The organism is Micromonospora sp. NPDC004336, from assembly GCF_053602615.1.
This window is the reverse complement of sequence record NZ_JBSGDY010000030.1, coordinates 21,447-47,122: the sequence shown is the minus strand read 5'-3', so window position 1 is coordinate 47,122 and position 25,676 is coordinate 21,447. Positions and strand designations below refer to the sequence as shown.

Here is a 25,676-nt window from a genome sequence, read left to right as displayed (position 1 = left end):
CGGCCAGATCGTCGTCGTCGACTGCGAAGGCGACCCCAACAACACCGACAAGTCCAAGCTCGTGTTCAGCCGCCAGCGGGGCGCTCGCCCTGGCCGGTGTGTGGCCGAGCCTGCGCCGCGACGTGGACACGGCCGACGACCTGGCGGCGGCGGCCCGGCTCGGGCTGGGGCCGACCACCGCCGCGCTCGCCGGCGCCGGCTGCGCCGCCTGACGGGCCCGCACCGGCCGTGTAGCGTGCGGGGCATGCAGGGCACGGTGGCGACCTACGACGCGGCGACCCGCAGCGGGCTGCTGCTCCTCGACGACGGCACCGAGCTGGCCTTCCCGGCCCGGGCGTTCGACGCCTCCGGCCTGCGGCTGCTCCGCCTCGGCCAGCGCGTACGCGTCGACACCGACGCCGCCGGCGAGGTCGTCCGAGTGTCGTTGCCGACGATGGCCTGAGCGGCCGGTCGAAGTTCGTTTTGCGTTAACCGGGATCGGGTGATTATGAGCGGGTGAGCACCCCTCGCGAGCCCGCCGACCGACCGCCCCACGCCACCGACCGACCGCCCCACGCCACCGACCGACCGCCCCACGCCGCCGACCCGACCGCGCCCCGCAACGGCACCCGCCCCCGGGGCGCCGACGGCCGCTTCCGCCCCCAGGGATCGCCGGAGACCGCCGACGACGCCCCCTCCCTCCCGCAGGCACCGGTCGGGACCGCCGACGACGCCCCCTCCCGCCCCCAGGCACCGGTCGGGACCGCCGACGACGACCGTTTCCGCCGGCAGGCACCGGTCGAGACCGCCGACGACAGCCCCGCCGCCGGCGCGGCGACGGTCCCCGGCACGGCTGCCGCCTCCACCGGCCTGGAGGAGGTGCTGGACCCGGTCGCCGGGCCGTCGGGCGCGTACGCGGCGCCCGCCGGGGTGGCGGACGGCGCAGCCGACGGGCCGCCCGCCGTGGCGCCGCTGCCGGAGGACCGCTTCCTCAACCGGGAGCTCTCCTGGCTCGACTTCAACGCCCGGGTGCTGGCGCTCGCCGAGGACCCGCGCACCCCGCTGCTGGAACGGGCCAAGTTCCTGGCCATCTTCGCCAGCAACCTGGACGAGTTCTACATGGTGCGGGTGGCCGGGCTGAAGCGGCGGCTCCAGGCCGGCCTGCCGGTGCGCGGCGGCGACCGGATGCCGCTGCGTACCCAGCTGGAGGCGGTCGCCGGGAAGGCCGCCGCGCTGGTCTCCCGACACTCGGCCTGCTTCACCGACGACGTGCTGCCGAGGCTGGCCGCCGAGGACATCCGCATCCTGCGCTGGGCGGACCTGGACGACCCGGAGCGGGAGCGGCTGCGCGCGTACTTCCGGGAGCAGATCTTCCCCGTGCTCACCCCGCTGGCGGTCGACCCGGCGCACCCGTTCCCGTACATCTCGGGGCGGTCGCTCAACCTGGCCGTGGCGGTACGCGACCCCGACGGCGGCTCCGAGCTCTTCGCCCGGGTCAAGGTGCCGAACAACGTGCCCCGGTTCGTCCGGGTGCACCGCGACCGGCCGGGCGTGCGGATGCTGCCGGTGGAGGACCTGATCTCGGTGCACCTGGGGCAGCTCTTCTCCGGCATGCAGGTGGTGGAGTGCCACCTGTTCCGGGTCACCCGCAACGCCGAGGTGGAGGTCGACGAGGACCGCGACGAGGACCTGCTCCAGGCCCTGGAGCGGGAGCTGGCCCGGCGCCGCTTCGGCCCGCCCGTCCGGCTCGAGGTGGACGCCTCGATCTCCGACCACATGCTGGAGCTGCTCGTACGCGAGCTGGACATGCACGACCAGGAGGTGCTGCGGGTGCCGGGCCTGCTGGACCTCTCGGCGCTGTGGCAGCTCTACGAGGAGGCGGACCGGCCCGACCTGAAGGACCCGCCGTTCGTGCCGGCCACCCACCCCCGGCTCACCGAGGGCGAGGTGCCCCGCAGCGTCTTCGCCACCCTGCGCGACGGCGACATCCTGGTGCACCACCCCTACCACTCGTTCGCCACCAGCGTGCAGCGCTTCATCGAGCAGGCCGCCGCCGACCCCGACGTGCTGGCCATCAAGCAGACCCTCTACCGCACCAGCGGCGACTCGCCGATCGTCGACGCGCTGGTCGACGCCGCGGCCGCCGGCAAGCAGGTGGTGGTGCTGGTGGAGCTGAAGGCGCGCTTCGACGAGGTGGCCAACATCGGCTGGGCGCGCACCCTGGAGCGCGCCGGCTGCCACGTCGTCTACGGCCTGGTGGGCCTCAAGACGCACTGCAAGACCGCCCTGGTCGTACGCCAGGAGGGCAACCAGATCCGCCGCTACTGCCACATCGGCACCGGCAACTACCACCCGAAGACCGCCCGGCTCTACGAGGACTTCGGCATGCTCACGGCCGACCCGGAGATCGGCGCCGACCTCACCGACCTGTTCAACGTGCTGACCGGATACAGCCGGCAGACCGTGTACCGGCGGCTGCTGGTGGCCCCGCAGGGCATCCGCAGCGGGCTGGTCGAACGCATCGAGCGGGAGATCGCGCACGTGCGCCTCGGCATGCCGGGGCTCGTGCAGATCAAGGTGAACTCGCTCGTCGACGAGGAGATCACCGACGCCCTCTACCGGGCCTCCCGGGCCGGCGTGCACGTCGACCTGCTGATCCGGGGGATGTGCACGCTGCGGCCCGGGGTGCCGGGCCTGTCGGAGAACATCCGGGTCCGCTCGATCCTGGGCCGGTTCCTGGAGCACTCCCGGATCTTCCGGTTCGGCAACAACGGCGACGCCGAGTTCTGGATGGGCTCCGCCGACCTGATGCACCGCAACCTGGACCGCCGCGTCGAGGCGCTGGTGCGGGTGAGCGACCCGGTGGCCCGGGCCGAGCTGGACCACGTCATGACCGCCGCGATGAGCCCCGACGTGGAGGCGTTCGACCTGGCTGCCGACGGCACCTGGAGCCGGCGTACGGGCACGGCCGAGGAGCCGCTGGTGCACCTGCAGGAACTGCTGCTGCGTCGCGTCGGTGGCACCGCGAGTTGACCGGCGCGCGCATAGGCTGACCAGATGCTGCATGAGCGGGACGGGGCCGGCCCGGGTCGGGCGCGGGCGGCCGACGTCCCGGGCGGGACACCACCGATCCGGGCGGCGGGCGGCGTCGTCTGGCGCCCCGACGGGGATCCCGGCGCGGGCGCGCGGCACGCCGGGATGCGCGTCTGCCTGGTGCACCGGCCCCGCTACGGCGACTGGTCGCTACCCAAGGGCAAGCTGGAGCCGGGCGAGCACCCCCTGCTGGCCGCCGTACGCGAGGTGGCCGAGGAGGCCGGCGTCCGGGCGGTGCCGCAGGTGCGGCTCTCCACCGTGCGCTACCGCAGCGAGGGCCGGCCCAAGGTGGTCGACTACTGGTCGATGCGCGCGGTGGCCGACGGCGGCTTCCAGCCGGACACGGAGGTCGACGAGGTGCGCTGGGTCGGCGTGGACGAGGCCGTCCGGCTGGTCAGCTACCCGCACGACGCCGAGGTGCTCGCCGGGTTCGCGGCCCTGCCGGCGGTCACCGGGACGGTCGCGCTGGTCCGGCACGCGCACGCGGGCAGGCGCGCCACCTGGTCCGGGCCGGACACCGGCCGGCCGCTGGACGCGCGGGGCTGGGCGCAGGCCCACGCGCTGGCGCCGCTGGTGGCGGCGGTCCGGCCGGCGCGGCTGCTGTCGGCCGCGGCCCGCCGGTGCGTGCAGACGCTCGACCCGGCGGCGGCGCTGCTGGACCTGCCGATCGAGGTGGACGGCGACCTGGACGAGCCGAGGCCGGGCCAGCAGCCCGACGAGTGCGCGCTGGCCGCCGCGGCCCGCCTGAGCGCGCTGGCGGCCTCGGGCGGGCAGGCGGGGGTGTGCAGCCAGGGCAAGGTGATCCCGGGCGCCCTGGAGCGCCTCACCGGCCGGGCCGACGACTTCACCACCCCGAAGGGCGGCGGCTGGCTGCTCGCCTTCACCGAGGACCGCCTGCTCGCCGCCGACCGCCTCTGACCCGCCCACCGACGCGACCATCCGGCCCGCCCCCGCCGGCGCGGCGGCACCCGGAGACCGACCGGGCCGGCCGAGGCGGCGGGCGCCCGACTACTACCGGGCCGGCGGCAGGGTCAGGGTCACCGCGACCGGGAGGTGGTCGCTGGCCGTGCCGCGCGGCGCCACCGCGTCCCGGGCGGCCAGGCCGGGCGTGACGAGGACGTGGTCGATCTGCTGGCGCGGGTCATCCGCCGGGCTGGTCGGCAGCGGACGGGCCGGGGCCAGCGCGTCGACGAGGCCGGCCCGGAGGAACTCGGCGAACGCCGGGTCGTCCGGCTCGGTGTTCAGGTCACCGGCGACCACCAGCGGGCGGTCGGCGGCGTACCGCAGGGCGAACTCGGCGACCGCGCGGGCCTGGACCACCGGGTCCTCGCCCGGCGGCGGTTGCAGGTGGGTGGCGACCACCGCCAGGCGGACGCCCTCGCTGAAGTCCACCGTGACGCCGAGGGCCTGCGCGCCGGTGGGCGCGCCGACCGCCGGCAGCCGCCGGGTCCGGGCCTCGTCCAGGGGCCAGCGGCTCAGCACGGCGTCGCCCCAGAGGGCGTCGGCGGCGGGGGCGAAGACGTACGGCATCTCCAGCCGCTCCGCCAGCAGGTCGAGCGTGTCGTGGCCGCCGTTGAGCAGCCAGCCCCGGTCCACCTCGCTGAGCGCCACGACGTCGGCCCCGGCGACCGCCCGGGCCAGCGCGTCCGGATCGAAGCGGCCGTCCGTGCCGAAGCCCATCCGGACGTTGTACGCCGCCACCCGCACCGTCTCGGGCGGGCCGTCCCGGTTGCTGGCGACCAGCAGCTCGTCGCTGGCGACGGCGGCGAGCAGGGTCAGCAGGGCGACGGAGGCGGCGGTACGCACCGGCGGCAGCGACGGCGCCACCCGATCCGCCGCGGGCCGGGCGGTCAGCGCCACCGCGGCGACGAGCACCGCCACGGCCACGGGCACCCCGGCGTTGGGGTGCCCCAGGTCGTACGCGGCGTAGTAGAGCACCGCCGCGACGGCGAAGAGCAGCATCCCGGCGACGACGGCGTACGCCCGCCGCCCCGCCGCCCGGGCCGGATCGGCGGCACCGCCGGTCGCCGGGCGCGGGTCCGCCGCGCCGGCGGACGCCAGGCAGCCGCCGAGCCCGGCCGCGCTGAGCAGGATGGCCGGCAGCAGCAGTCCACCGCGTTCGAGGGCGAAGAGGACGGCCCCGGCGACCAGGGCCGCCGGGGCGAGCCACCGCGACGTCCCGTGGCGGGGGGACGCCAGCGCGGCGAGCAGGAACCCACCGACGGCCAGGGCGACCGGGGCGGGCCCGAAGAGCGGCACCGTGGCGACCCCCACGTCGTCGTCGAGGTGCGAGCGCAGCAGGCCGAACTGGTAGGACGTCGCCGTGCGGGCGACCGCAGGGGAGAGCGCGACCATGCCGGCGAGCAGCACCGCCGGGCCGACCAGCAGCCAGCTCCGTACGCCGCCCTGGCCGGCCGGCGGTGCGGGGCGCGCCTGCCCGGCCAGGAAGAGCCCGGCGACCGCGACGGCGACCAGCCACGACGCCCAGGCCCCGCCCAGCGGCGGCTGGTAGGTGTCCAGCGCGGTGTGCGTGAGCGCGCCGAGCGCCAGCCCGAGCGCCAGGCCGGGCACCGGCCGGTCGGTGGTGGCGGCGACGCCGGCGAGCCAGACCAGCCCGGCGAGCAGGCCGGCCGTGGCGAGCCAGAGCTGGAGCCGACCGCCGGGTTGGCCGGCGACGGCGAGCCGGGCGGCGACGAGCAGCACGGCGGCGACGGGCGTGACCGGGCGGGCGCCGGCCCGGCGGACCAGCGCGGGAGCGGCCAGCGCGAGCACGAACCAGCCGAGCGCGAACGCCCCGAGCAGCTCGGCCGGGGTCGAGGCGGCCTGCCCGAAGATGGTGATGACGGCCGGCAGGAAGGCGCGCAGGACGTCGACCAGGAGCACGACGCCCAGGGCGAGGGTGAGGGTGGGAAGGTGGCGGTAGCGCACGGGGCTGCCTTTCGCCGACCGGAAGGGGTGCGGCGATTCTGCGGGCGGCGCGCCGCCCCGGTCAACGCCCCGGCGACGAAACCCGCCCGCCGGAGCGCCCGCTCCCCCGGCCGGCCACGACGCCGGGCGGACGCGACGCCGGGCGGACACGACGCCGGGCGGACACGACGCCGGGCGGACACGACGCCGGGCGGACACGACGCCGGGCGGACACGACGAGGGCGCCCACCCCACGGGTGGACGCCCTCGTACCGCCAGGATCAGCGCTTGGTCGCGGCCTTCTTGGCCGGCGCCTTCTTCGCCGGGGCCTTCTTGGCCGCGGCGCTCTTGCTCGCCGCCGCGGTGGTCTTCTTCGCCGCGGTGGCCTTCGTCGCCGCGGCGCTCTTCTTCGCCGGGGCTGCCTTGGTGGTCGCGGTCTTCTTCGCCGCGGTGGTCTTGGTCGCCTTCGCCGGGGCCGCCTTGGCCGTGGTGGTCTTCTTCGCCGCGGCGGTCTTCGACGCCGCGGACGTGGTCGCCTTGGCGCCGGTCGCCTTCGCGCCCGTGGCCTTGGCGCCCGTGGCCTTGGCGCCCGTGGCCTTGGCACCCGTGGCCTTGGCGCCGGTCGCCTTGGCACCCGTGGCCTTGGCGCCGGTGGCCTTCGCCCCGGTGGTCTTGGCGGCGGCCGTGGCGGTCTTCTTCGCCGCCGCCGTGGCCTTCGGCACCTTGCCGCTGGCCACCATCTCCTTGAATCCGGCGCCCGGACGGAAGGTCGGGACGGATGTCTTCTTGACCTTCACCGCCTCGCCGGTCCGCGGGTTGCGCGCTGTTCGGGCGCCCCGGACGCGCTTTTCGAACGCTCCGAATCCGGTGATCGCCACCTTCTCGCCCTTGGTGACCGCCGCCTGGACCTCAGCGAGGACCGCGTCGAGCGCGGCCGTCGCCGTCTTCCGGTCCCCCAGGCGAACGGCGAGCGCCTCGATGAGCTCGGCCTTGTTCACGACTTCCTCCCGATTGTGCAACTGACTCGACGCGAGCCATTCTGCGCGCACGGTATGCCCTGTGCTGCCGGGACACAAACATTCGGTGGAAAAAAGCCCTTGTGTCGTAACGGATTCGCCCCCACCGGTCGGACCGGTGGGGGCGGAAACCGCTGCGGGATCGGGCGTACGGCTATGCGACCGTCGGCAGGAACGGGGGCCGGGTGGCCTCGAAGGCGCCGATCTCGGCCTCGTGCCGGAGGGTGAGTCCAATGTCGTCCAAGCCCTCCATCAGCCGCCAGCGGCTGAAGTCGTCCAGGGGGAACGACCAGGTGGCCTCGCCGACCCGGACCTGCCGGGCGGTCAGGTCGACGGTCACCGGAGTGGTCGGGTCGGCCTCGACGAGATCCCAGATCTCCTCGACCGCTTTCAATTCCAACTCGACCGGCAGCAACCCCTCCTTGAGCGCGTTGCCCCGGAAGATGTCACCGAAGCGGGGGGAGATCACGGCGCGGAAGCCCCAGTCGCGCAGCGCCCAGACGGCGTGCTCGCGCGAGGAGCCGGTGCCGAACTCCGGGCCGGCCACGAGAATCGACGACCCGGAATACGCGGCATCGTTGAGCACGAATTCCGGGTCCTCCCGCCACGCGCTGAACAAGCCGTCCGCGAAACCGGTCCGGGTCACCCGCTTGAGGTACACGGCGGGGATGATCTGATCGGTGTCCACGTTGGAACGGCGCAGCGGCACGGCGGTGCCGGTGTGGGTGGTGAACCTCTCCATCTGCGGTGCCCTTCTACAGGTCGGCGGGAGCGGCCAGCCGGCCCGCCACGGCGGTGGCGGCGGCGACCGGCGGGGAGACCAGGTGGGTGCGTCCGCCCCGGCCCTGGCGGCCCTCGAAGTTGCGGTTGGAGGTGGAGGCGGAGCGCTGGCCGGGCGAGAGCGTGTCCGGGTTCATGCCCAGACACATGGAGCAGCCGGCGAAGCGCCACTCGGCCCCAGCGTCGGCGAAGACCTTGTCCAGCCCCTCCGCCTCGGCCGCCTCGCGCACGGCGGCGGAGCCGGGCACGACGAGCATCCGCACCCCGTCGGCGACCCGGTGCCCGCGCAGCACGTCGGCGGCGGCCCGGAGGTCCTCCAGCCGGCCGTTGGTGCAGGAGCCGACGAAGACCACGTCGACCGCGAGGTCGCGCAGCGGGGTCCCGGCCCGCAGGTCCATGTACTCCAGCGCGCGCCGGGCGGCGGTCCGCTCGGCCTCGGTGGGGAACTCCTCGGGATCCGGCACCGCCGCGCCCAGCGGCGCGCCCTGGCCCGGGTTGGTGCCCCAGGTGACGAACGGGGTCACCGCGCCGGCGTCCAGGGTCACCTCGGCGTCGAAGGTCGCGCCCTCGTCGGTGGGCAGGGTCCGCCACCAGGCGACCGCCGCGTCCCAGTCGGCGCCCTTCGGGGCGTTCGGCCGCCCCTTCAGGTACGCGAACGTGGTCTCGTCCGGCGCGATCATGCCGGCCTTGGCGCCCCACTCGATCGACATGTTGGCGATGGTCATCCGCCCCTCCATGGACAGCGACCGGATCGCCTCGCCGCGGTACTCGACGATGTGCCCGCGCCCGCCGCCGGTGCCGACCTGGGCGATCAGCGCGAGCACCAGGTCCTTGGCGGTGACCCCGGGGGCGAGCCGCCCGGTGACGTTCACCGCCATCGTCTTCGGCCGGGTCTGCGGCAGCGTCTGGGTGGCCAGCACGTGCTCGACCTCGCTGGTGCCGATGCCGAACGCGAGCGCCCCGAACGCGCCGTGGGTGGCGGTGTGCGAGTCGCCGCAGACGATGGTCATGCCGGGCTGGGTGACGCCGAGCTGCGGGCCGATGACGTGCACGATGCCCTGGTTGGCGTCGCCGAGGGGGTGCAGCCGGACGCCGAACTCGGCGCAGTTGCGGCGCAGCGTCTCGATCTGCGTACGCGAGGTGGGGTCGGCGATGGTGAGCAGGTCGCCACGCCGCTCCCGGAACGACGGGTCGGCGTACCCGGTCGGGGTGTTGTGGTCCTCGGTCGCGAGCGTGAGGTCGGTGCGGCGTACCCGGCGGCCGGCGAGGCGCAGCCCGTCGAAGGCCTGCGGGCTGGTCACCTCGTGCAGCAGGTGCAGGTCGATGAAGAGCAGATCCGGCTCGCCCTCGGCGGACCGTACGACGTGCGCGTCCCAGACCTTCTCGGCCAGGGTCCTCGGCTCGGTAGTAGTGACTCCCACCATCTGGACATCCTAAATTCTGGGAGGTAAATTTCGGCTTGTGGGACACAGTATGAGCGGTGTCGGCGTTCTCGACAAGGCGGTGGTCATCCTGGCCGCCTGCGTCGACGGCGCCAGCCTGGCCGAACTCGTTGAACGCACCAAGCTGCCCCGGGCCACCGCGCACCGGCTGGCGCAGGCGCTGGAGATCCACCGGATGCTGGTCCGGGACACCCAGGGCCGCTGGCGCCCCGGCCCGCGCCTGGGCGAACTCGCCAACGCCGCGCCGGACGTGCTGCTGACGGCGGCGGAGCCGCTGCTGGCGGCGCTCCGGGACGCGACGGGCGAAAGCGCCCAGCTCTACCTGCGCCGCGCCGACGAGCGGATCTGCGTGGCCGCCGCCGAGCGAGCCAGCGGCCTGCGGGACACCGTGCCGGTCGGCTCGGTGCTGCCGATGACGGCCGGCTCCGCCGCCCAGATCCTGCTCGCCTGGGAGCCGCCGGAGGCGGTGATGCCGCTGCTGCCCCGGTCCAAGTTCACCGGCCGCACCCTGGCCGAGGTACGCCGCCGCGGCTGGGCGCAGAGCATCGCCGAACGCGAGGCGGGTGTGGCGAGCGTCTCCGCCCCGATCCGCGACCGCACCGGCCGGGTCATCGCCGCGATCAGCATCTCCGGCCCGATCGAGCGCCTGGGCCGCCGCCCCGGCGAACGCCACGCCATGGCCGTCGTCCGCGCCGGCCAACGCCTCTCCGGCCTCTGACGCCACCCCGAACGCCGGCTGCTACGGAAGGTCGCCGGAAGACGGGATGCGAAACGGCCCGTCCCACCGGGAGTGGGACGGGCCGTTCGAGACGTAGCCCCGACCGGATTCGAACCGGCGCTACCGCCTTGAGAGGGCGGCGTCCTGGGCCGCTAGACGACGGGGCCAAGACTTCACTGCTTCCACCACCCTCGCGAGCGGTGCCGCTGTAGTCTAGCGGCGTCCCTCCGGAGACGAAAACCGGGGGCGTGCCCGGCGGCCGGGCAGCGGGCCGCCGCAGTCGACCGGGCATGCGAAACGGCCCGCCCCACCGGAGTGGAACGGGCCGTCCGAGATGTAGCCCCGACCGGATTCGAACCGGCGCTACCGCCTTGAGAGGGCGGCGTCCTGGGCCGCTAGACGACGGGGCCAGAACCTGCCTTGCCGCACCGCTCTGCCGAGCGGCGCGGCTGGACTCTATCAGAGAGAACCTCCGACCCCCTGACGGGAACCGGAGACTCTCTCCAGAGAGATCCAGCGCTCGAAGCTCTCTCGAACCTCGGCTGCGCTGGGGTACCAGGACTCGAACCTAGACTAACTGAACCAGAATCAGTCGGGCTGCCAATTACCCCATACCCCATTGGCCCCTTGCGGTGCCGGGAACAAACTTTACCCTCCCGGCCCCAGCAGGCCAAATCGAGCCCCCGAAACCGCCACTGAGCTGCGCAGACAGGGCCTCGGCCCGGATCAGGCGACGGGCACCACCGGATTGGTGAGCTCCCCGATCCCCTCGATCCGCACGGTGACCGTATCCCCGTCCGTGAGCGGGCTAACCCCCGCCGGCGTGCCGGTGAGCACCACGTCGCCGGGAAGCAGCGTCATCACGTGCGAGACGTACGACACCAGGGCCGGCACGTCGAAGACCATGTCCCGCGTCCGGCCGAGCTGGCGGACCTCCATCTCCTCGGGGTCACGCCCCACCTCGCAGCGGATCTCCAGGTCCCGCACGTCGAGGCCGGTGGTGATCCACGGCCCGATCGGGCAGAACGAGTCGAAGCCCTTGGCGCGGGTCCACTGGCCGTCCGAGCGCTGGAGGTCCCGGGCCGTGACGTCGTTGGCGCAGGTGTAGCCGAAGATGGCCCGCTCCGCGGCCGCCCGGTCGGCCCGGCGCGCGCCGGGCGCGCCGATGACCACCGCCAACTCGGCCTCGTGCTCGACCTGCCGGGAGAAGATCGGCAGCCGGATCGCGTCCCGGGGGCCGATCACGGAGGTGGACGGCTTGAGGAAGAGCAGCGGCTCCTTCGGCACCTCGCTGCCGTGTTCGGCGGCGTGCTCGGCGTAGTTGCGACCGACGCAGACGACCTTGCTGGGCAGGATCGGCGAGAGCAGCCGGACGTCGGACAGCGCCCAGCGGGCCCCGCTGAAGGTGATCTGGCCGAACGGGTGGCCCTCGATCTCGGCGACGGTCAGGCCCTGCGGGCCCGCCTCCGGCTCGCCCTCGACGACCCCGAACGACATTCCCTTGGCATGAGCAAAACGAGCGATACGCACCCGGCCAATCTAGCCCCGACCGGCGGCGCCTTGGCCGAGGCCACGACCGGGTCCCGGGCGACGTCCCGACCTCGGCCCCGTGGCCGGCGCACTGTACGCCACCGGCCGCCCGCCCGGGCCGACTTCCCGACTTCGTACCCGCCCGGCGTCGCCGCGCCCCTAGCGTCGGCTCCGGAGGTTCGTTCGCATGCCTGCATCGACACGACACCACAGGGCCCTCGCAGTGTTCGTACACGGCCTCGGCATTCTCGCCGCCGTGCCGGCACTGCCCACGGCGGCACCGCCCGCGGCGGCCGCGCAGCCACCACCGGCGGCGGCCGCGCCGACCCCGGCGCCGGGGATGCCGTCGGTGCCGCCGGCGGTGCCGACGCCGACCCGGGCCGCCCCGCCGGTGGCGAAGCCGCCGGTCACGGTGACGGTGGCGCCGGAGAGCACGCCGGCGCCGCGCTACCGGATCGAGGTCCGCAACACCGGCAGCACGCCGGTGGACACCACCGTGCGGCAGGAGCTGCCGCCCGGCGCCTCGGCGACCGCCATCACCACCGGCGGCCGGGCCAACCGCGCCGGCGGCCAGTCCGCCACCGAGGTGACCTGGCAGCTCAAGCTTCCCGCCCGCAGCACCACCACCCTCGGCACGACGCTGACCACCGCCGCCCCGGACCGGCCGCTGACCGCTCCGGCCTGCGCCTTCGCCCGGGACGGCAGCCGGCCGTACGACTGCGGGACCGCGACCTGGAACGCCGCCGCGCCGGCGGCCGCCCAGGAGACGCCGCAGACGCCGGCGTGGCGCCGGACGCCGGTGCTGCTGGCCGGGCTGGCCACGGTGGCGGTGCTCGCGATCGGTGGGGTCTGGACGTGGCGGCGGCGCCGGCGGCCCGTCGCCGCCGCCCTCTCCCCCGGCGGGCCGGGGACCGTCTACCCGAGGCCGGCCACGCCCCGGCCGGTGCAGGTCCGCCGCACGCCGTCGGTCTGGCTGATCGTCCCGGTGGCCGCCGCGGTGCTGGCCGGCACGGTGGGCACCGCCGCCTGGACGGCCACCCGGGAGGCGGCGTCCATCGACACCGACAGCCAGCCGACCAGCGGCGCGTGGATCGGGCAGGGCGCCAACGGCGCGATCGGCGAGCCGCTGCGCGAGTCCGCCTTCGAGTTCACCGTCTACCGGGTGGCGTGCGAACCGGGCGTCGGCGCGAGGCGGTGCCAGGCGACGCTCGGGGTGCGCAACCTCACCCCGGAGCAGCAGAGCTGGCACGGCCGGCTGCAGCGGGCGTACCTGCCGGACGGCAACTTCGTCACCGCCGACGAGCAGGCCACCCGGGTCGCCAACCAGGGCCGGGACGTGTTCGCCCAGCCGATGGCGGCCGGCAGCCGGACGGTGCTGCCGCTGGTCTTCACGGTCGGCGGGAAGGCCCCGCCCGAGCAGTTGGAGCTGCGCAGTGGGGTGTTCTCCGCCGGCGTCCGGGTGGACGTGCCCTGACCGGCGGCCGGGCGGCGGTCGTACCCTGGGTCCGTGACCGCCGCCCTCGCCCCCACCTGCCCGAGGTGGAAGATCGTCGGGCGGCCCGGAGCGGACAACCGGGGCCGGGGCCGGTGAACACCATCCCCGTGACCAACTGGCTTCCGCTCATGGCGGCCCACGAGCGGCGCGCCGACTCCCTCACCGCGGGCCACCGCGCGCGCCGGGCCGCCCGGGAGCGGCACGCCGTCGACGACTTCCTGTACGACTACTACGGGACCCGGCCCGCCGTGCTGCGGCGGTGGCACCCCGGGGTGGGCGCCCGCCTGGAGCCCGGGCCGGACGTCGCCGTCCCGCACGGGCGGTGGCGCTGGTACGCCACGGACGCCGACGGGGCGGTGGGTCTCGACGTCGCGGCGTTCCTCGCCGACCGGGGAGATTCGGTGCGCTTCGTCCACCGGTTGTTGTCCGCGATCGCGTCGCGCCCCGCCTTCACCGGCTGCTTCGGCCTGCACGAGTGGGCGATGGTGTACCGCCAGCGGGAGCATCGGCACCCGCTCCCCCTGCGACTCGGGCAGGCGGGCACCGACGCGGTGGTCGAGTCGCACCAGATCCGCTGCACGCACTTCGACGCGTTCCGGTTCTTCACGCCCGAGGCGGTGCCCCTCAACCGGCTGCGGCCCACCCGGGAGAGCCAGGTGGAACTCGACCAGCCCGGCTGCCTGCACGCCTCGATGGACTGCCACAAGTGGGCGACCAAGCTGGGCCCGGCGGTCCCGGGTGACCTGGCGCTCGACTGCTTCGAGCTGGCGCGGGACATCCGGCTGCTCGACATGCGGGCGTCCCCGTACGACCTCTCCTCGTACGGGGAACCGGCGGTGGCCATCGAGACTGCGGAGGGCAAGGCGGAGTACGTGGCTCGGCAACGCGAGTTCGCGCAGCGTGCCGGCCGGCTGCGCGCCCGGCTGATCGAGGTGTGCGCGACGCTGCTGGAGCCGCCGGCAGCAGTGACCGGCTGAGCCGCCCACGGCTGCGTCCGAGCTATCAGTCGCCGTCGACGCGGCGGTCGCGCTTGCGCTGCGACTGGCGCTTCTTCTCGGCCAGCCGACGCTCCTTGGCCCCGCGCGAGGGCCGGGTCGGCCGGCGGGGCGGGGGTGGCGGGGCCGCCGCCTCGCGCAGCAGGGCGGCCATCCGTTCGCGGGCGGCCTCCCGGTTGGCCAGCTGGGCGCGGTGCTCGCTCGCGGTGACGGTCAGCACGCCGTCGACGAGCCGCCCGGCGAGGCGTTCGATCGCCCGCGCCCGCAGCGGCTCGGGTACGCCGGGGGACGCGGCCAGGTCGTAGCTCAGCTCGACCCGGGAGTCGGTGGTGTTCACGCCCTGGCCGCCGGGCCCGGACGAGCGGGAGAAGCGCTCCCGCAGCTCAGCGGCGGGGACGACCCACCGGCCGGTCACCCGCAGTCCGTCGTCCACGTCCCGAGGCTAACGCCCCGCCCGGGTGCTCGTGGTGGCGGTCGGGGTCGGGGTCGGTGCGGGCTCGCCCTCGGAGCCGACGGCGGCGTACGCGACGGCCCCCACCAGCAGCAGGGCGATGATCCCGATCTTCGTGGTGGCCACCTTGATCAGCAGCCACGCGGTGCGCCGGGCACCGGGCACGGTCTTCTTGACGGTCTGGTAGTCGGCCCACCCGCGTCGCGCCCGGGCGTACGCCGACCCCACACCGGTTCCGATGAACAGGCCCACCAGCAGGAGGGCCGCGATGACAGGACGCTCCACCCACGCCAGTATCCATACTCAGCGTAATATTTCCATGGTCCGATCATTTCGCGCCGGGTATCCGACAGTTCTCACGTTCCCAGGGCCGGGCCGGCGGGCTTGCCCGCAGCTCAGCCCCCCTTTCCGATGATCGTGTCGGCGGTCTGCTGCACCTGCTCGATGGGGATGGCGAAGCCGATCCCGATGGAGCCGTTGCCGTCGATCGTGGCGATCGCCGTGTTCACCCCCACCACCTCGCCGCGCGCGTTGACCAGCGGGCCGCCCGAGTTGCCCGGGTTGATCGAGGCGTCGGTCTGCACCGCCGTGTGCCGGTTGTCGCCGAGACGCACCTGCCGGTCCAGGGCGCTCACGATGCCGGCCGTGACGGTGCCGGCGAGTCCCAGCGGCGAACCGACCGCCAGCACCGGCTCGCCGACCCGGGTCGACCCCGGCTTGGCCAGCGGCAGCGCCGCCAGGCCGGCCGACGGCGGGACCCGCAGCACCGCGAGGTCGCTGCGCGGCTCCCGGCCGACCACCTCGGCGGCGAACCGTCGCCCGTCCGGCAGCTCGACGGTCACCGCGCCGTCGCGCCCCTTGGCCAGGATGTGGTCGTTGGTGATGATGTGCTGCTGGTCGTCGACGGCGAAGCCGGAGCCGGTCGCCGAGCCCCCGCGCCCCCCGCCCACGAGCACCGAGACCACCCCCGGCACCGTCTTCTCGGCCGCGGTCACCAGCTCCGCCGGCACCGGGGCGGCCGAGGCCGCCGCCGGGCCGGGTTCGCCGCCCCGGCCGGCCACCACGCCGCCGGCCACCGCGCCGGAGGCGGTGGACAGGGCCACCACCGCCAGCCCGGCCAGCAGCCACCCGCGCGGTCGCCGTCCGGCCGGGCCCCGGTCCGGTCCGGTCCCGTCCCACCAGGTCCGCCCGTCCGGATCCAGCTCCGGCGAGACGAACCAGGGGCCGCGCGGTTCGCCCAACCCGGTCTGCGCTGCCATGCGTACGCTCCTCACGTGTCCTTGCCGGCGATGGCCGTACGGGGTCAGGGCAGCCGGGAGAACCAGCGCATCGAGCCGGCCGCGGCGCCCAGGGCGAACACCAGCCCCAGCCCGATGAAGCGGGCCGAGACGTCCTGCCGTTCGGTGCGGTAGCCCACCGAGGTGCCGATGTCTTCGTAGACCGCGCGCAGCTCGTCGCTGGTGCTGGCCTCGTGGAACCCGCCCCCGGTCTCCTCGGCGACCGCGCGCAGGGTCTGCCCGTCCACGGGCACCTGGATCGGCCGGCCGCCCCGGTCGACGGTGCCGCCGGGCGTGCCGAACGAGATGGTGTGCACCGGCACCTGCATGTTCACCGCGTCGGCGGCGGCCTCCATCGGGTCCATGCCGGAGGTGTTCGCGCCGTCGGAGAGCAGGATGATCCGCGCCGGCGGCGGATCCGTCGCGGCCTCGCTGTCGAAGCCCTTGACGGCGCCGAGCGAGGTGCTGATGGCCTCCCCAATGGCGGTGCCCTGCACCCCCGTGGCGCCCTCGACCAGCCGCTCGATGCCCTCGTGCAGCGCCTCCCGGTCGGTGCTCGGCGGCACCAGCACCGCCGCGCTGCCGGCGAAGGCGACCAGGCCGACGTTGAACTCGTCGGGCAGGCCGTCGACGAAGCTCCGGGCCGACTCCTTGGCGGCGCTGAGCCGGTCCGGCTCCACGTCGCCGGCCAGCATCGAGGTGGAGACGTCCACGGCGACCATCACCGTCGCCCGCTCCCGGGGCACCCGCACCTCGGCCGTGGGCCGGGCGAAGCCGACCACGAGCAGCGCCAGCATGGCGAGGAAGAGCCCGGCCGGCAGGTGCCGGCGCCAGGTCGGCCGCTGCGGCGCGACCCGGTCGAGCAGCCGCAGGTTGGTGAAGCGCACGGCGTAGCGGCTGCGGCGGCGCTGCACCAGCAGGTAGCCGACGGCCAGGGCGAGCACCCCCAGCAGCAGCCAGAGCCGCACCGGCGACTGCCAGATCACGCCGCACCTCCCCGGGCGGCGCGAGCCGGAGCGGCGGCGAGGCGCCGCTGGGCGTGCACGTGCCGCACGATGTCGGCGCCCCAGTCCCGGTCGGTGCGCAGCGGCAGGTGGGCCGCCCCGCTGCGACGCAGCGCCTGGCGTACCTGGTCGCGCTGGGCGGCGGCGGCCACCGCGTACCGCTCGCGCAGGCGCGGGTCGCCGGTCCAGACCTCCCGCCGCCGGCCGGTCTCCGGGTCGGCCAGGGTGACCAGGCCGACGTCCGGCAGCTCCAGCTCACGCGGGTCGGTGACCTCCACGGCCAGCACCTGGTGCCGTACGGCGAGCCGGCGCAGCGGCGCCTCCCAGGGCGGCGCGTGCCGGGGATCGTCGGGCAGGCCGTCGAGGAAGTCCGAGACCACCACCACGAGGCCGCGGCGCGACGCCACCCGGTGCACGGCGGCCAGCCCGTCGGTGAGGTCGGGGCCACCGGGCGGCGGGTTCGGTTCGTCGTGGCCGCCGGAACGCGGCGCGGTCAGCAGGGTCCGGAGCAGCCCGAGCAGGTGGGTACGCCCGCTGCGCGGCGGGAACCGGCGCAACCGGGTCGGGCCGAGCACCTGCGCGCCGAGCCGGTTGCCGGCCCCGGCGGTGAGGAAGCCGACCGCGGCCACGGCGGCCACGGCCAGTTCACGCTTGTCCAGCTCGGCGGTGCCGTACTCCATGCTGGGGCTCGCGTCGACCAGCAGCCAGGTGGTCAGCTCCCGGTCGGCGTCGACCTCGCGGACGTGCGGCACCGTGGTCCGGGCGGTCACCGCCCAGTCCATCCGGCGCACCTCGTCCTCCCCCGGGCGGTACTCTCGGCTGCCGGCCGGCTCGCTGCCCGGGCCGGGCAGCAGCCCCCGGTGCTGCCCGTGCAGCAGGCCGTCGAGCCGGCGCGTGACGGTCAGTTCCAGCCGGCGCAGCCGCCGGTCCGGGGCGAGGTCGGCCAGCCCCGGGTCCGCCGGCACGGGCGCCGGCGCGGCGGCCCCGCGCCGGATCATGCCGCCGCCAGGTCGGCCACGTGCGCGGGATGCCCGGTGGCGACCCGGGGCGGCGGCACCGCGTCGACCAGCCGGCGTACCACCGACTCGGCGGAGACCCCGTCGGCGACCGCGTCGAAGGAGAGCACCAGCCGGTGGGCCAGCACGTCCACGGCCAGCTCGCGGATGTCCTCGGGCAGCACGTACTCACGGCCGCGCAGCAGCGCCTGGGCCCGGGCGGCGGCGACCAGGCCGAGGGTGGCGCGGGGGCTCGCCCCGTACGCGAGCAGCGGGGCGACCTCGGGCAGGCCGAACCGGCCCGGGTCGCGGGTGGCCAGGATGAGCCGGACCACGTACTCGGCGAGGGCGTGGTGCACGAAGACGTGGCTGGCTCGGGCCTGGAGGTCGCGCAGGCGCTGCGGGTCGAGCACGCGGCGGGCGGTGGGCCGGTCGGCGCTCATCCGGTAGAGGATGGCGAGCTCGTCGGCGTCGCTCGGGTAGTCGACGACGATCTTCATCAGGAACCGGTCGCGCTGCGCCTCCGGCAGCTGGTATACGCCCTCGGACTCGATCGGGTTCTGGGTGGCCAGCACCAGGAACGGCTCGGGCACCCGGTAGCTGCGCCCGCCGATGGAGACCTGCCGTTCCGCCATCGCCTCCAGCAGCGCGGACTGCACCTTCGCGGGCGCCCGGTTGATCTCGTCGGCGAGCACCAGGTTGGCCATGATCGGGCCGAGCTCGATGTCGAAGGTCTCCTTCGACGCGCGGTAGATCCGGGTGCCGACGATGTCGGAGGGCACGAGGTCGGGGGTGAACTGGATCCGGGAGAACGTGCCGCCGACCACGGTGGCGAGGGTCTGCGCGGCGAGTGTCTTGGCCACGCCGGGCACGCCCTCCAGGAGGCAGTGCCCGTCTGCGACGAGGGCGGTGAGCAGGCGCTCGACGAGCCGATCCTGCCCGACGATCACGCGTTTGACCTCGAAGAGGGTCTGTTCCAGCTCGGCCGAACTCGCGTCGGGATCGGCCGGGCTGGGCACGCTGGCCAGGGTGTCCGAGATGTCCGTCACGGTGCTTGCTTCCCGTGCCGGCCCTCGGACAAACGTCGGATTATCAGCGCCGGGGCGGTCCTTACCGGCCTGAACCGGGACGAGCCTCCCGAGGCGGCAAGGACGGCGCGGCGCGGCTCCGGACGCGAACGATGGGGGTCGGTAACGACGGGGGCAGGCCCGGAGCGGCGCGACGGCAGGACAGGCCCGGAGCGGCTCCGGACGCGGACGACGATGGCGAGGCAGGCCCCGCACGGCTCCAGGCGCGAACGACGATGGCGAGGCAGGCTACGCGCGGCGCGACGGCGGGGCGGGCCCGGCGGACGATGCCCGTCGGGCGTCCCGCCGCGGCGGCGCGACGATTCCACCTCTGCCCGGGGGTGATGCCATGGGTGCTGTGGAGCTGATGTCGCAAACGATTCGCCTCTGCGCGGAGGTGGAAACTGCGCGCGCCGTGGGAGCTGATGTCACAGGGGATCCACCTCTAGGCGGGGGTGGATGCTGCGAGCGTCATGGAAGCTGATGCCCGCGCACGATCCCACTGCCCGGCGGTGGGTGCTGCGCTGCGCTGCCGAGCTGATGTCGCAAGCGATCCACTTCCGAGCGGAGGTGGCCGCTGGCGGGCGCTGTCGAGCTGCCCCACCCATGGGGCGGGCGCGTCACCGACGACACCGCCCACCGAGCGGTGGCCTCGGCGGGTCCGGCGAGCGCCCGAGATCTTGGCAGGAAAGTGCCCCTCCAGGGGCCATTACTCGCCAAGATCTCGCAGGTCCCGGCCGGCCAGCCGGCACCAACCCAACCAGCCGGAGCCAGCCCGGCCAGCGATGCCAATCCCAACCAGCCGGAGTCAGCCCGGCCAGCCAGCGCCAACCCAACCAGCCGACGCCCGGCCCCGCGGGCGGGGCCGTTCCGGCGAGCAGGTGTCGTTTCGGCGGGACGATGCGGCGGCTACGTTTCGGCTTGCTGTCGTCTTGACGTACGAGGTTGACGCTGGGCGGCGTGGCGCCGGCCCCCACGGACGGTGGGGGCCGGCGTCGTCGGGCCGTACGTCAGTTGGCGACGACCAGGTGGAAGGGCCGGTCGGCCGGGGTGCCAGAGTAGGTGCGGGTCTGGACGAAGACGGCGTTCGGCGTCTGGAGCCGCGGCGCCACCGAGACCTCGCCGCCCGGCGGCACATTGTACGGGTCGGTGGTGCCGACGGTCGCGACGAACGTCTTCAGCGACACGTTGTAGTTGAACAGGACCTGGTACTGCCCGGGGCCGTACCGGGTGGCGGAAACCACCTCGGGCGAGCCGCGGAGCAGGGTGCCGCCGCTGGAGACGACGGCGGAGGCGACGGTGCCCGGGGCGGTCGCCAGGGCGGACGGGCCCTGCGCCAGCGCGGCCTTGGCCTTGCGGGCCTCGGCGGGGGTCACCGCCGGCTGGCTGCCGGAGCCTGGCGCGCGGACGGCCGGCTGGGCGACCTCGGCGGGCGCCTGCGCCGCGGGCTGGGCGACGGCGATGCCGCCTCCGGCCAGGGCGAGCGCCAGGGCGGTGAAGGCAACCGCCGCCGCCTTGCGTCGGAAGATTTTGGTCATGACAGGTCTCCCTTTTTTTGACCGTACGGATTCGACCGGTCCCACCCGCTGGCGGGACGGCTGATTTCCAGTTTTCGGGCCGGGGAAATGAGCGGCAACCGCCGAAAGCCCGCATTACGGGCCGCACCTTGGATGTTGTCGTCTCAACAATTCTCACCGGCTCTGAGCAGGTATTACTACTCAGAGTTTCGACGTCTCAACCCACTGGAAGGTAGCACCACAAAAAGCCAGGCGTCAATAGTTGATCACGCCCACAAAACTCGCTCGAACGTCGTCGGTATTTTGTGAAATGCGAATGCTCCACCATTCACGAATGGTCTGCGGCGGGGCGGCGGACCGCGCCGCGTGGCGGTGTCGGGATACCCTCCCGGACGTGATCAACGAGGTGGCGGCGAGGCCGGCGGAGGGCCGGGCCGGACTCCCGGGCACCCTGCTCTGCTGGGCGGCCGTCGCGCCCGGCGTCGCGTGGGTGGTGGTGCGGCTGGCCGGCCTCGACCGGGGGCCCCTGGTGCAACTGCTGGCGTTCACGCCGTACGTCGCCGCCGGGAGCCTGCTGCCGCTGCTGCTCGCGCTCGCCCTAAGGCGCTGGTGGCCCGCGGTGGCCGCGGCGGTGGCCACGACGGCGCTGGTGGCCGTGGTCGCGCCCCGGGCCCTGCCCGCCGGGCAGCCCCCGGCCGCCGGGCCGACGGTGCGGCTGCTGACCGCCAACCTGCTCGCCGGGGCCGCCGACGCGCGGGCGCTGGTCGACCTGGTCGAGCGGCACCGGGTCGACGTGCTCACCGTCCAGGAGTTCACCCCGGGGGCGGCGGGCGAGCTGGACCGGCTCGGCCTCGGCCGGCTGCTCCCCCACCACAGCCTTTATCCGCAGGCCGGCACCGTGGGATCCGGGATCTACGCCCGCTTCCCGGTCGGCGAGGCCGGTGTCCGGCACAACCGGGGCGGCTGGGGCTTCGACCAGGCGTACGGCACCGTGACGGTGCCCGGGGCGCCGCCGGTGCGGGTCGAGTCGGCCCACCCGGCGGCTCCGTACGCGGTGGACCAGGTCGGCCACTGGCGCACCGACCTGACGGCGCAGCCACCCGCGACGCCGGACGGAGTGCTGCGGATCCTGGCCGGCGACTTCAACGCCACCCTCGACCACGCCCCGCTGCGCGCCCTGCTGGCCACCGGCTACGTCGACGCCGCCGACGAGGTCGGCGCGGGCCTCACCGGCACCTGGGGCCCCTACGACGGCGACCCGATCCCGCCGGTGACCATCGACCACGTGCTGGTCGACCGGCGGATCGCGGTGCGGGCGGTGGCCGTGCACCGGGTGCCGGGCAGCGACCACCGCGCCGTCCTGGCCGAGCTGCGCCTCCCCGCCGCCTGACCCGCCCCGCCGGCTGACGCTGGCGACGCGCGCCGACACGCGGGCACGACCGGTCCGGACGACCCGCGCCCAGACGCGGGCACGGCCGGTCCGGACGATGATCGACGAGCCGACCGGCGACGACGAGGACCCGCTGCTACACGGGCACGACCGGCGCGGACGACCCGCGCTCAGACGCGGGCACGGCCGGTGCGGGCGACGCGTGCTCAGACGCGGGCGCGGTCGAGGCCATAGGTGAGCGAGTCGACGAGGGCGTGCCAGCTCGCCTCGACCACGTTGGGGTGCACGCCGACCGTCGTCCAGTCGCGGCCGGTGCGGTCGGCGGTCTCCAGCAGCACCCGGGTCACCGCGCCGGTGCCGCTGCTGCCCTCCAGGATCCGCACCTTGAAGTCGGCCAGCTCGAAGTCGCCCAGCTCCGGGTAGTGCCGGGCGAGGCCGGCGCGCAGCGCCTCGTCCAGGGCGTTGACCGGGCCGTTCCCCTCGGCGGTGGCGATGACCCGCTCGCCGCGTACGCGGATCTTGACGGTCGCCTCGGAGACCACCGCGCCGTCCTCGCGGTGCTCGACCAGCACCCGGTAGGACTCCAGCGCGAACGGCTTCGCCGGCGCGGTGTCCAGCTCGGAGCGGACCAGCAGCTCGAACGAGGCGTCGGCGGCCTCGAACGACCAGCCGCCGGCCTCCAGTTCCTTGACGCGCCCGGTGACCCGGGACAGCGCCTCCGGATGGCCGGCCAGGTCCAGTCCGAGCTCGCGGCTCTTGAGCTCGACGCTGGCCCGGCCGGCCATCTCGGTGACGAGGATCCGCATGTCGTTGCCCACCACCTGTGGGTCCACGTGGTTGTAGAGCAGCGGATCCACCTTGATCGCGCTCGCGTGCAGTCCCGCCTTGTGGGCGAAGGCCGCGGCCCCGACGTAGGCCTGGTGGGTGTCGGGGGCGATGTTGGCGATCTCGGCGATGGCGTGGGAGACCCGCACCATCTGCCCCAGGCAGCCGTCCGGTAGGACGGGCAGCCCGAGCTTGAGCTGGAGGTTGGCGACCACGGCGAAGATGTCGGCGTTGCCGGGCCGCTCGCCGTAGCCGTTCGCGGTGCCCTGGAAGTGGCGCACTCCCGCCTCGACGGCGGCGACGGTGTTCGCCACGGCGCAGGCCGTGTCGTTCTGGCAGTGGATGCCGAGCAGCTCCGGGGCGACGCCCAGCCGCGCGGTCAGGTCGGCGATCGCGGCGCTCACCTGGGAGGGCAGCATCCCGCCGTTGGTGTCGCAGAGCACCACCCGCTCCGCGCCGGCGGCGAGCGCCGTCTCCACCACCGCCGCCGTGTACGCCGGGTCGTGCCGGTAGCCGTCGAAGAAGTGCTCCCCGTCGACGAAGACCCGCCGGCCCTCGGCCACCAGGTGCGCCACGGTGTCGTGAACCATCGCCAGGTTCTCGGCGGCGGTGGTGCGCAGCGCCCGCTCGACGTGCCGCAGGTCGGCCTTGGCGACCAGGGCGACCGCCGGGGTCTGCGCGTCGAGCAGGCCACGGACCTGCGGGTCGTCGGCGACCGGCACCCGCGCCCGCCGGGTGGCCCCGAACGCGACCAGCAGCGCGTGCCGCAGGTCCAGTTCGGTCCGCGCGCGGCGGAAGAACTCGGTGTCCTTCGGCACCGCCCCCGGCCAGCCGCCCTCGATGAAGCCGACGCCGAACTCGTCGAGCAGCCGCGCCACCGCGAGCTTGTCGACCACCGAATAGCTGAGCCCCTCGCGCTGGGCACCGTCGCGCAGCGTCGTGTCGTACACCTGGAAGGTCATCGGGGATCCTTTCGAGAGCAACAAAAAGACCCCCCGCGGGATGCGGGAGGTCTGCGCGCTCGGCGGAGGGGAGGCCGGCGCGCTAGGTCCGAATAATCAGGTGGGCGCTGTTCACGATCGCCACTCTGCCACCCGGGCGCGTTTTTGGGAGGCAAAATCCACATGGCGGGACGGTGACGCACCGTCGCGGGTGCCGCGCCGCGGGTCCGGCCACGAAAAAACCCGACAACGGTGATCCACTTCACAAGTCACCCGGCCGCCACCAGGCGGAAACAACGCTGAGGAAGTATCTGGAACTGATCCAGTTACGGCCTCGCGCCGCTGTCAAGGAGGACCTGTGCTCACTGTCGGTGACCGCTTCCCCGAGTACGAACTCACCGCCTGCGTGTCGCTGGACGCCGACAAGGCGTTCGAGACCATCAACCACAAGTCCCACGAGGGCAAGTGGCGGGTCGTCTTCTTCTGGCCGAAGGACTTCACCTTCGTCTGCCCGACGGAGATCGCCGAGTTCGGCCGGCTCAACGAGGAGTTCGCCGACCGCGACGCCCAGGTTCTCGGCGTGTCGGTGGACAACGAGTTCGTCCACTACGCGTGGCGCAAGGACCACCCGGACCTGCGCGAGCTGCCCTTCCCGATGCTGAGCGACATCAAGCGCGAGCTGACCGCCGACTGCGGCGTGCTCGGCGAGGACGGCGTGGCCCAGCGGGCGACCTTCATCGTCGACCCGAACAACGAGATCCAGTTCGTCATGGTGACCGCCGGCTCGGTCGGCCGCAACGTCTCCGAGGTGCTGCGCGTGCTCGACGCCCTGCAGACCGACGAGCTGTGCCCCTGCAACTGGAACAAGGGCGGCGAGACCCTGGACGCCACCAAGCTCCTCGCCGGCGCCGGGGCCTGACCATGGGTCTGGACGCGATCAAGGCGGCTCTGCCCGAGTACGCCAAGGACATCAAGCTCAACCTCGGCTCCACCATCGGCACCTCGACGCTGAAGCCCGAGCAGGCGTGGGGCACCGCCCTGGCCTGCGCGGTGGCGGCGCGCAACCCGGTCGTGCTGCGGGAGATCGCCGACGAGGCGGCCACCCACCTCGGGCCGGAGGCGGTCGAGGCCGCCAAGGGCGCCGCCGCGATCATGGCGATGAACAACGTCTACTACCGGGCCAAGCACCTGATCGGCGACGAGCAGTACCAGTCGATCCCGGCGCGGCTGCGGATGCAGATCATCGCCAAGCCGGGCGTGGAGAAGGCCGACTTCGAGCTCTGGTGCCTGGCCGTCTCGGCCATCACCGGCTGCGGGGTGTGCCTGGAGTCGCACGAGAAGACCCTGCGCGGCGCGGGCTTCAGCCGCGAGCAGGTGCACGAGGGGCTGCGCATCGCCGCCGTCGTGCACGCCGCCGCGGTCACCCTGGACGCCCAGGCCGCGCTCGCCTGACGCGTACGCCCTGGTGGGCCGGCGCCGCACGACGGCGCCGGCCCACCGTCGTCTCCGCCGACCACCGCCGTCTCCCCGGCTCCGGGGTTCCGCCGTTTCCGGTGGCGACCGCCCGGGTAGCTCCTCCCAGGACGAGGACACGATCCGGCGAGACGACTGGCGACAGTCGGGGCAGGAGTTGTCAGATGGACAGGCTCGACCCGCACAGCACGCACGGCAGCCCGGATCCGGTGCGCGACGGTGGCCGGGGCGAGTTCGCCGGCGGCGCGCCCGCCGGCTCGTTCGACCCGTGGCGCTACCGGGACACCGCGCGGGTCGCCGACGCCGACCTGGTCGGCTACCGGGTCGAGGCCACCGACGGCGGCATCGGCAAGATCGACAGTGCGAGCCACGAGGTCAACGACAGCTACCTGGTGGTGGACACCGGGCCGTGGATCTTCGGACGGAAGGTCATGATCCCGGCCGGCACCGTCAACCACGTCGACCACGACGAGCGCAAGGTCCACATCGACCGGAGCAAGGACCAGATCAAGGCCGCCCCGGAGTACGACGAGACCGCCGACACCGACCCCACCTACCGGGACCGGCTCGGCGGCTACTACGGCGAGACGTACTCGGCAATCCCGCCCGGCACCGCCCGGTAGTCACCGGCAGCTCGCCCTCGGCACCGCCCGGTGATCGCCGGCGGTTCGCCCCGGCACCGCGCGGTGGTCACCGGCGGTTCGCCCCCGGCACCGCCCGATGGTCACCGGCAGCTCGCCCGGCACCGCGCGGTGGTCACCGGCGGACGACGGTCTCCCGC

The 25,676-nt window shown here is 74.4% G+C and carries 23 protein-coding genes, 3 tRNA genes and 1 pseudogene; 11 read left to right on the top strand and 16 right to left on the bottom strand.

The genetic code is table 11. The features are described 5' to 3' along the window. The 4 genes and pseudogenes from ACWENR_RS09660 to ACWENR_RS09645 form a co-directional block, all read left to right on the top strand. Nucleotides 1-212: pseudogene (locus ACWENR_RS09660) on the top strand (hypothetical protein); the annotation flags it as partial. 32 nt (nucleotides 213-244) lie between these two features. Further along, nucleotides 245-442, top strand: coding sequence for a cold-shock protein (locus ACWENR_RS09655; RefSeq protein WP_452276589.1), 198 nt, complete (start codon nucleotides 245-247; stop codon nucleotides 440-442). Nucleotides 443-849: 407 nt separating this feature from the next. Then, a complete protein-coding gene (locus ACWENR_RS09650) occupies nucleotides 850-3,012 on the top strand; it encodes an RNA degradosome polyphosphate kinase (protein WP_452276595.1) in 2,163 nt (720 codons plus the stop codon). Between the two features lie 24 nt (nucleotides 3,013-3,036). Continuing rightward, nucleotides 3,037-3,990, top strand: a complete 954-nt coding sequence (locus tag ACWENR_RS09645) for an NUDIX hydrolase (protein WP_452276588.1) — start codon at nucleotides 3,037-3,039, stop codon at nucleotides 3,988-3,990. 93 nt (nucleotides 3,991-4,083) lie between these two features. On the opposite strand, the gene ACWENR_RS09640 is transcribed toward ACWENR_RS09645, so the two are convergent. The 4 genes from ACWENR_RS09640 to leuC form a co-directional block, all read right to left on the bottom strand. Further along, nucleotides 4,084-6,000, bottom strand: a complete 1,917-nt coding sequence (locus ACWENR_RS09640; RefSeq protein ID WP_452276587.1) for an endonuclease/exonuclease/phosphatase family protein — start codon at nucleotides 5,998-6,000, stop codon at nucleotides 4,084-4,086. 260 nt (nucleotides 6,001-6,260) lie between these two features. Then, nucleotides 6,261-6,977, bottom strand: a complete 717-nt coding sequence (locus ACWENR_RS09635; RefSeq protein WP_452276594.1) for an HU family DNA-binding protein — start codon at nucleotides 6,975-6,977, stop codon at nucleotides 6,261-6,263. A 172-nt stretch (nucleotides 6,978-7,149) separates the two neighbouring features. Then, nucleotides 7,150-7,737 (bottom strand): 3-isopropylmalate dehydratase small subunit, encoded by a 588-nt coding sequence (gene leuD / locus ACWENR_RS09630; RefSeq protein WP_452276586.1) that lies wholly within the window; start codon nucleotides 7,735-7,737, stop codon nucleotides 7,150-7,152. Nucleotides 7,738-7,750: 13 nt separating this feature from the next. After that, nucleotides 7,751-9,199, bottom strand: a complete 1,449-nt coding sequence (gene leuC, locus ACWENR_RS09625; protein ID WP_452276585.1) for a 3-isopropylmalate dehydratase large subunit — start codon at nucleotides 9,197-9,199, stop codon at nucleotides 7,751-7,753. A gap of 49 nt (nucleotides 9,200-9,248) precedes the next feature. Here leuC and ACWENR_RS09620 point away from each other — a divergent pair, with 49 nt between their 5' ends. Next, nucleotides 9,249-9,935 (top strand): IclR family transcriptional regulator, encoded by a 687-nt coding sequence (locus ACWENR_RS09620; RefSeq protein WP_452276584.1) that lies wholly within the window; start codon nucleotides 9,249-9,251, stop codon nucleotides 9,933-9,935. A 94-nt stretch (nucleotides 9,936-10,029) separates the two neighbouring features. Here ACWENR_RS09620 and ACWENR_RS09615 read toward each other — a convergent pair. The 4 genes from ACWENR_RS09615 to ACWENR_RS09600 all read right to left on the bottom strand — a co-directional run bounded on the left by ACWENR_RS09615 (nucleotide 10,030) and on the right by ACWENR_RS09600 (nucleotide 11,465). Next, nucleotides 10,030-10,102, bottom strand: a tRNA-Glu gene (locus ACWENR_RS09615). 170 nt (nucleotides 10,103-10,272) lie between these two features. Further along, nucleotides 10,273-10,345 (bottom strand) — tRNA-Glu (locus ACWENR_RS09610). 137 nt (nucleotides 10,346-10,482) lie between these two features. Further along, nucleotides 10,483-10,554, bottom strand: a tRNA-Gln gene (locus ACWENR_RS09605). A 107-nt stretch (nucleotides 10,555-10,661) separates the two neighbouring features. Next, on the bottom strand, nucleotides 10,662-11,465 hold the full coding sequence (locus ACWENR_RS09600) for a fumarylacetoacetate hydrolase family protein (RefSeq protein ID WP_452276583.1): 804 nt from the start codon (nucleotides 11,463-11,465) through the stop codon (nucleotides 10,662-10,664). 187 nt (nucleotides 11,466-11,652) lie between these two features. On the opposite strand from ACWENR_RS09600, the gene ACWENR_RS09595 reads away from it, so the two are divergent. Next, nucleotides 11,653-12,939: a hypothetical protein gene (locus tag ACWENR_RS09595; protein WP_452276582.1), complete on the top strand. Its 1,287-nt coding sequence runs from the start codon at nucleotides 11,653-11,655 to the stop codon at nucleotides 12,937-12,939. A 149-nt stretch (nucleotides 12,940-13,088) separates the two neighbouring features. Next, nucleotides 13,089-13,937 carry a 3-methyladenine DNA glycosylase gene (locus ACWENR_RS09590; protein ID WP_452276593.1) on the top strand — a complete coding sequence of 283 codons (849 nt, stop codon included), beginning with the start codon at nucleotides 13,089-13,091 and terminating at the stop codon, nucleotides 13,935-13,937. A 25-nt stretch (nucleotides 13,938-13,962) separates the two neighbouring features. Here the strand turns inward: ACWENR_RS09590 and arfB are convergent, their stop codons facing one another. From arfB to ACWENR_RS09555, 7 genes are all read right to left on the bottom strand, one after another. Further along, nucleotides 13,963-14,388, bottom strand: coding sequence for an alternative ribosome rescue aminoacyl-tRNA hydrolase ArfB (gene arfB, locus ACWENR_RS09585; RefSeq protein WP_452276581.1), 426 nt, complete (start codon nucleotides 14,386-14,388; stop codon nucleotides 13,963-13,965). Between the two features lie 9 nt (nucleotides 14,389-14,397). Continuing rightward, complete coding sequence (locus ACWENR_RS09580) at nucleotides 14,398-14,691, bottom strand: hypothetical protein (RefSeq protein ID WP_452276580.1); 294 nt, start codon at nucleotides 14,689-14,691, stop codon at nucleotides 14,398-14,400. A gap of 110 nt (nucleotides 14,692-14,801) precedes the next feature. Next, a complete protein-coding gene (locus ACWENR_RS09575) occupies nucleotides 14,802-15,665 on the bottom strand; it encodes a S1C family serine protease (RefSeq protein WP_452276579.1) in 864 nt (287 codons plus the stop codon). A gap of 44 nt (nucleotides 15,666-15,709) precedes the next feature. Then, nucleotides 15,710-16,669: a VWA domain-containing protein gene (locus ACWENR_RS09570; protein WP_452276578.1), complete on the bottom strand. Its 960-nt coding sequence runs from the start codon at nucleotides 16,667-16,669 to the stop codon at nucleotides 15,710-15,712. Continuing rightward, nucleotides 16,666-17,652 carry a DUF58 domain-containing protein gene (locus ACWENR_RS09565; protein ID WP_452276592.1) on the bottom strand — a complete coding sequence of 329 codons (987 nt, stop codon included), beginning with the start codon at nucleotides 17,650-17,652 and terminating at the stop codon, nucleotides 16,666-16,668. Before ACWENR_RS09565 ends, ACWENR_RS09570 begins: the two co-directional genes overlap by 4 nt. Before the next feature lie 29 nt (nucleotides 17,653-17,681). Continuing rightward, nucleotides 17,682-18,731, bottom strand: a complete 1,050-nt coding sequence (locus ACWENR_RS09560) for an AAA family ATPase (protein WP_452276577.1) — start codon at nucleotides 18,729-18,731, stop codon at nucleotides 17,682-17,684. Between the two features lie 1,028 nt (nucleotides 18,732-19,759). After that, entirely contained in the window at nucleotides 19,760-20,287 is a 528-nt protein-coding gene (locus ACWENR_RS09555; protein ID WP_452276576.1) for a hypothetical protein, read from the bottom strand. Between the two features lie 430 nt (nucleotides 20,288-20,717). Here ACWENR_RS09555 and ACWENR_RS09550 point away from each other — a divergent pair, with 430 nt between their 5' ends. Then, complete coding sequence (locus ACWENR_RS09550) at nucleotides 20,718-21,656, top strand: endonuclease/exonuclease/phosphatase family protein (protein ID WP_452276591.1); 939 nt, start codon at nucleotides 20,718-20,720, stop codon at nucleotides 21,654-21,656. Between the two features lie 206 nt (nucleotides 21,657-21,862). Here the strand turns inward: ACWENR_RS09550 and cimA are convergent, their stop codons facing one another. Further along, complete coding sequence (gene cimA / locus ACWENR_RS09545; protein WP_452276575.1) at nucleotides 21,863-23,443, bottom strand: citramalate synthase; 1,581 nt, start codon at nucleotides 23,441-23,443, stop codon at nucleotides 21,863-21,865. A 337-nt stretch (nucleotides 23,444-23,780) separates the two neighbouring features. Here cimA and ACWENR_RS09540 point away from each other — a divergent pair, with 337 nt between their 5' ends. From ACWENR_RS09540 to ACWENR_RS09530, 3 genes are all read left to right on the top strand, one after another. Continuing rightward, the gene (locus tag ACWENR_RS09540) at nucleotides 23,781-24,341 is read left to right on the top strand and encodes a peroxiredoxin (RefSeq protein WP_452276574.1); all 561 of its coding nucleotides are present in this window, start codon (nucleotides 23,781-23,783) and stop codon (nucleotides 24,339-24,341) included. Nucleotides 24,342-24,343: 2 nt separating this feature from the next. Then, nucleotides 24,344-24,874 (top strand): carboxymuconolactone decarboxylase family protein, encoded by a 531-nt coding sequence (locus ACWENR_RS09535; RefSeq protein ID WP_091096881.1) that lies wholly within the window; start codon nucleotides 24,344-24,346, stop codon nucleotides 24,872-24,874. A 185-nt stretch (nucleotides 24,875-25,059) separates the two neighbouring features. Beyond that, on the top strand, nucleotides 25,060-25,518 hold the full coding sequence (locus ACWENR_RS09530; RefSeq protein WP_452276573.1) for a PRC-barrel domain-containing protein: 459 nt from the start codon (nucleotides 25,060-25,062) through the stop codon (nucleotides 25,516-25,518). Nucleotides 25,519-25,676: the final 158 nt, after the last annotated feature.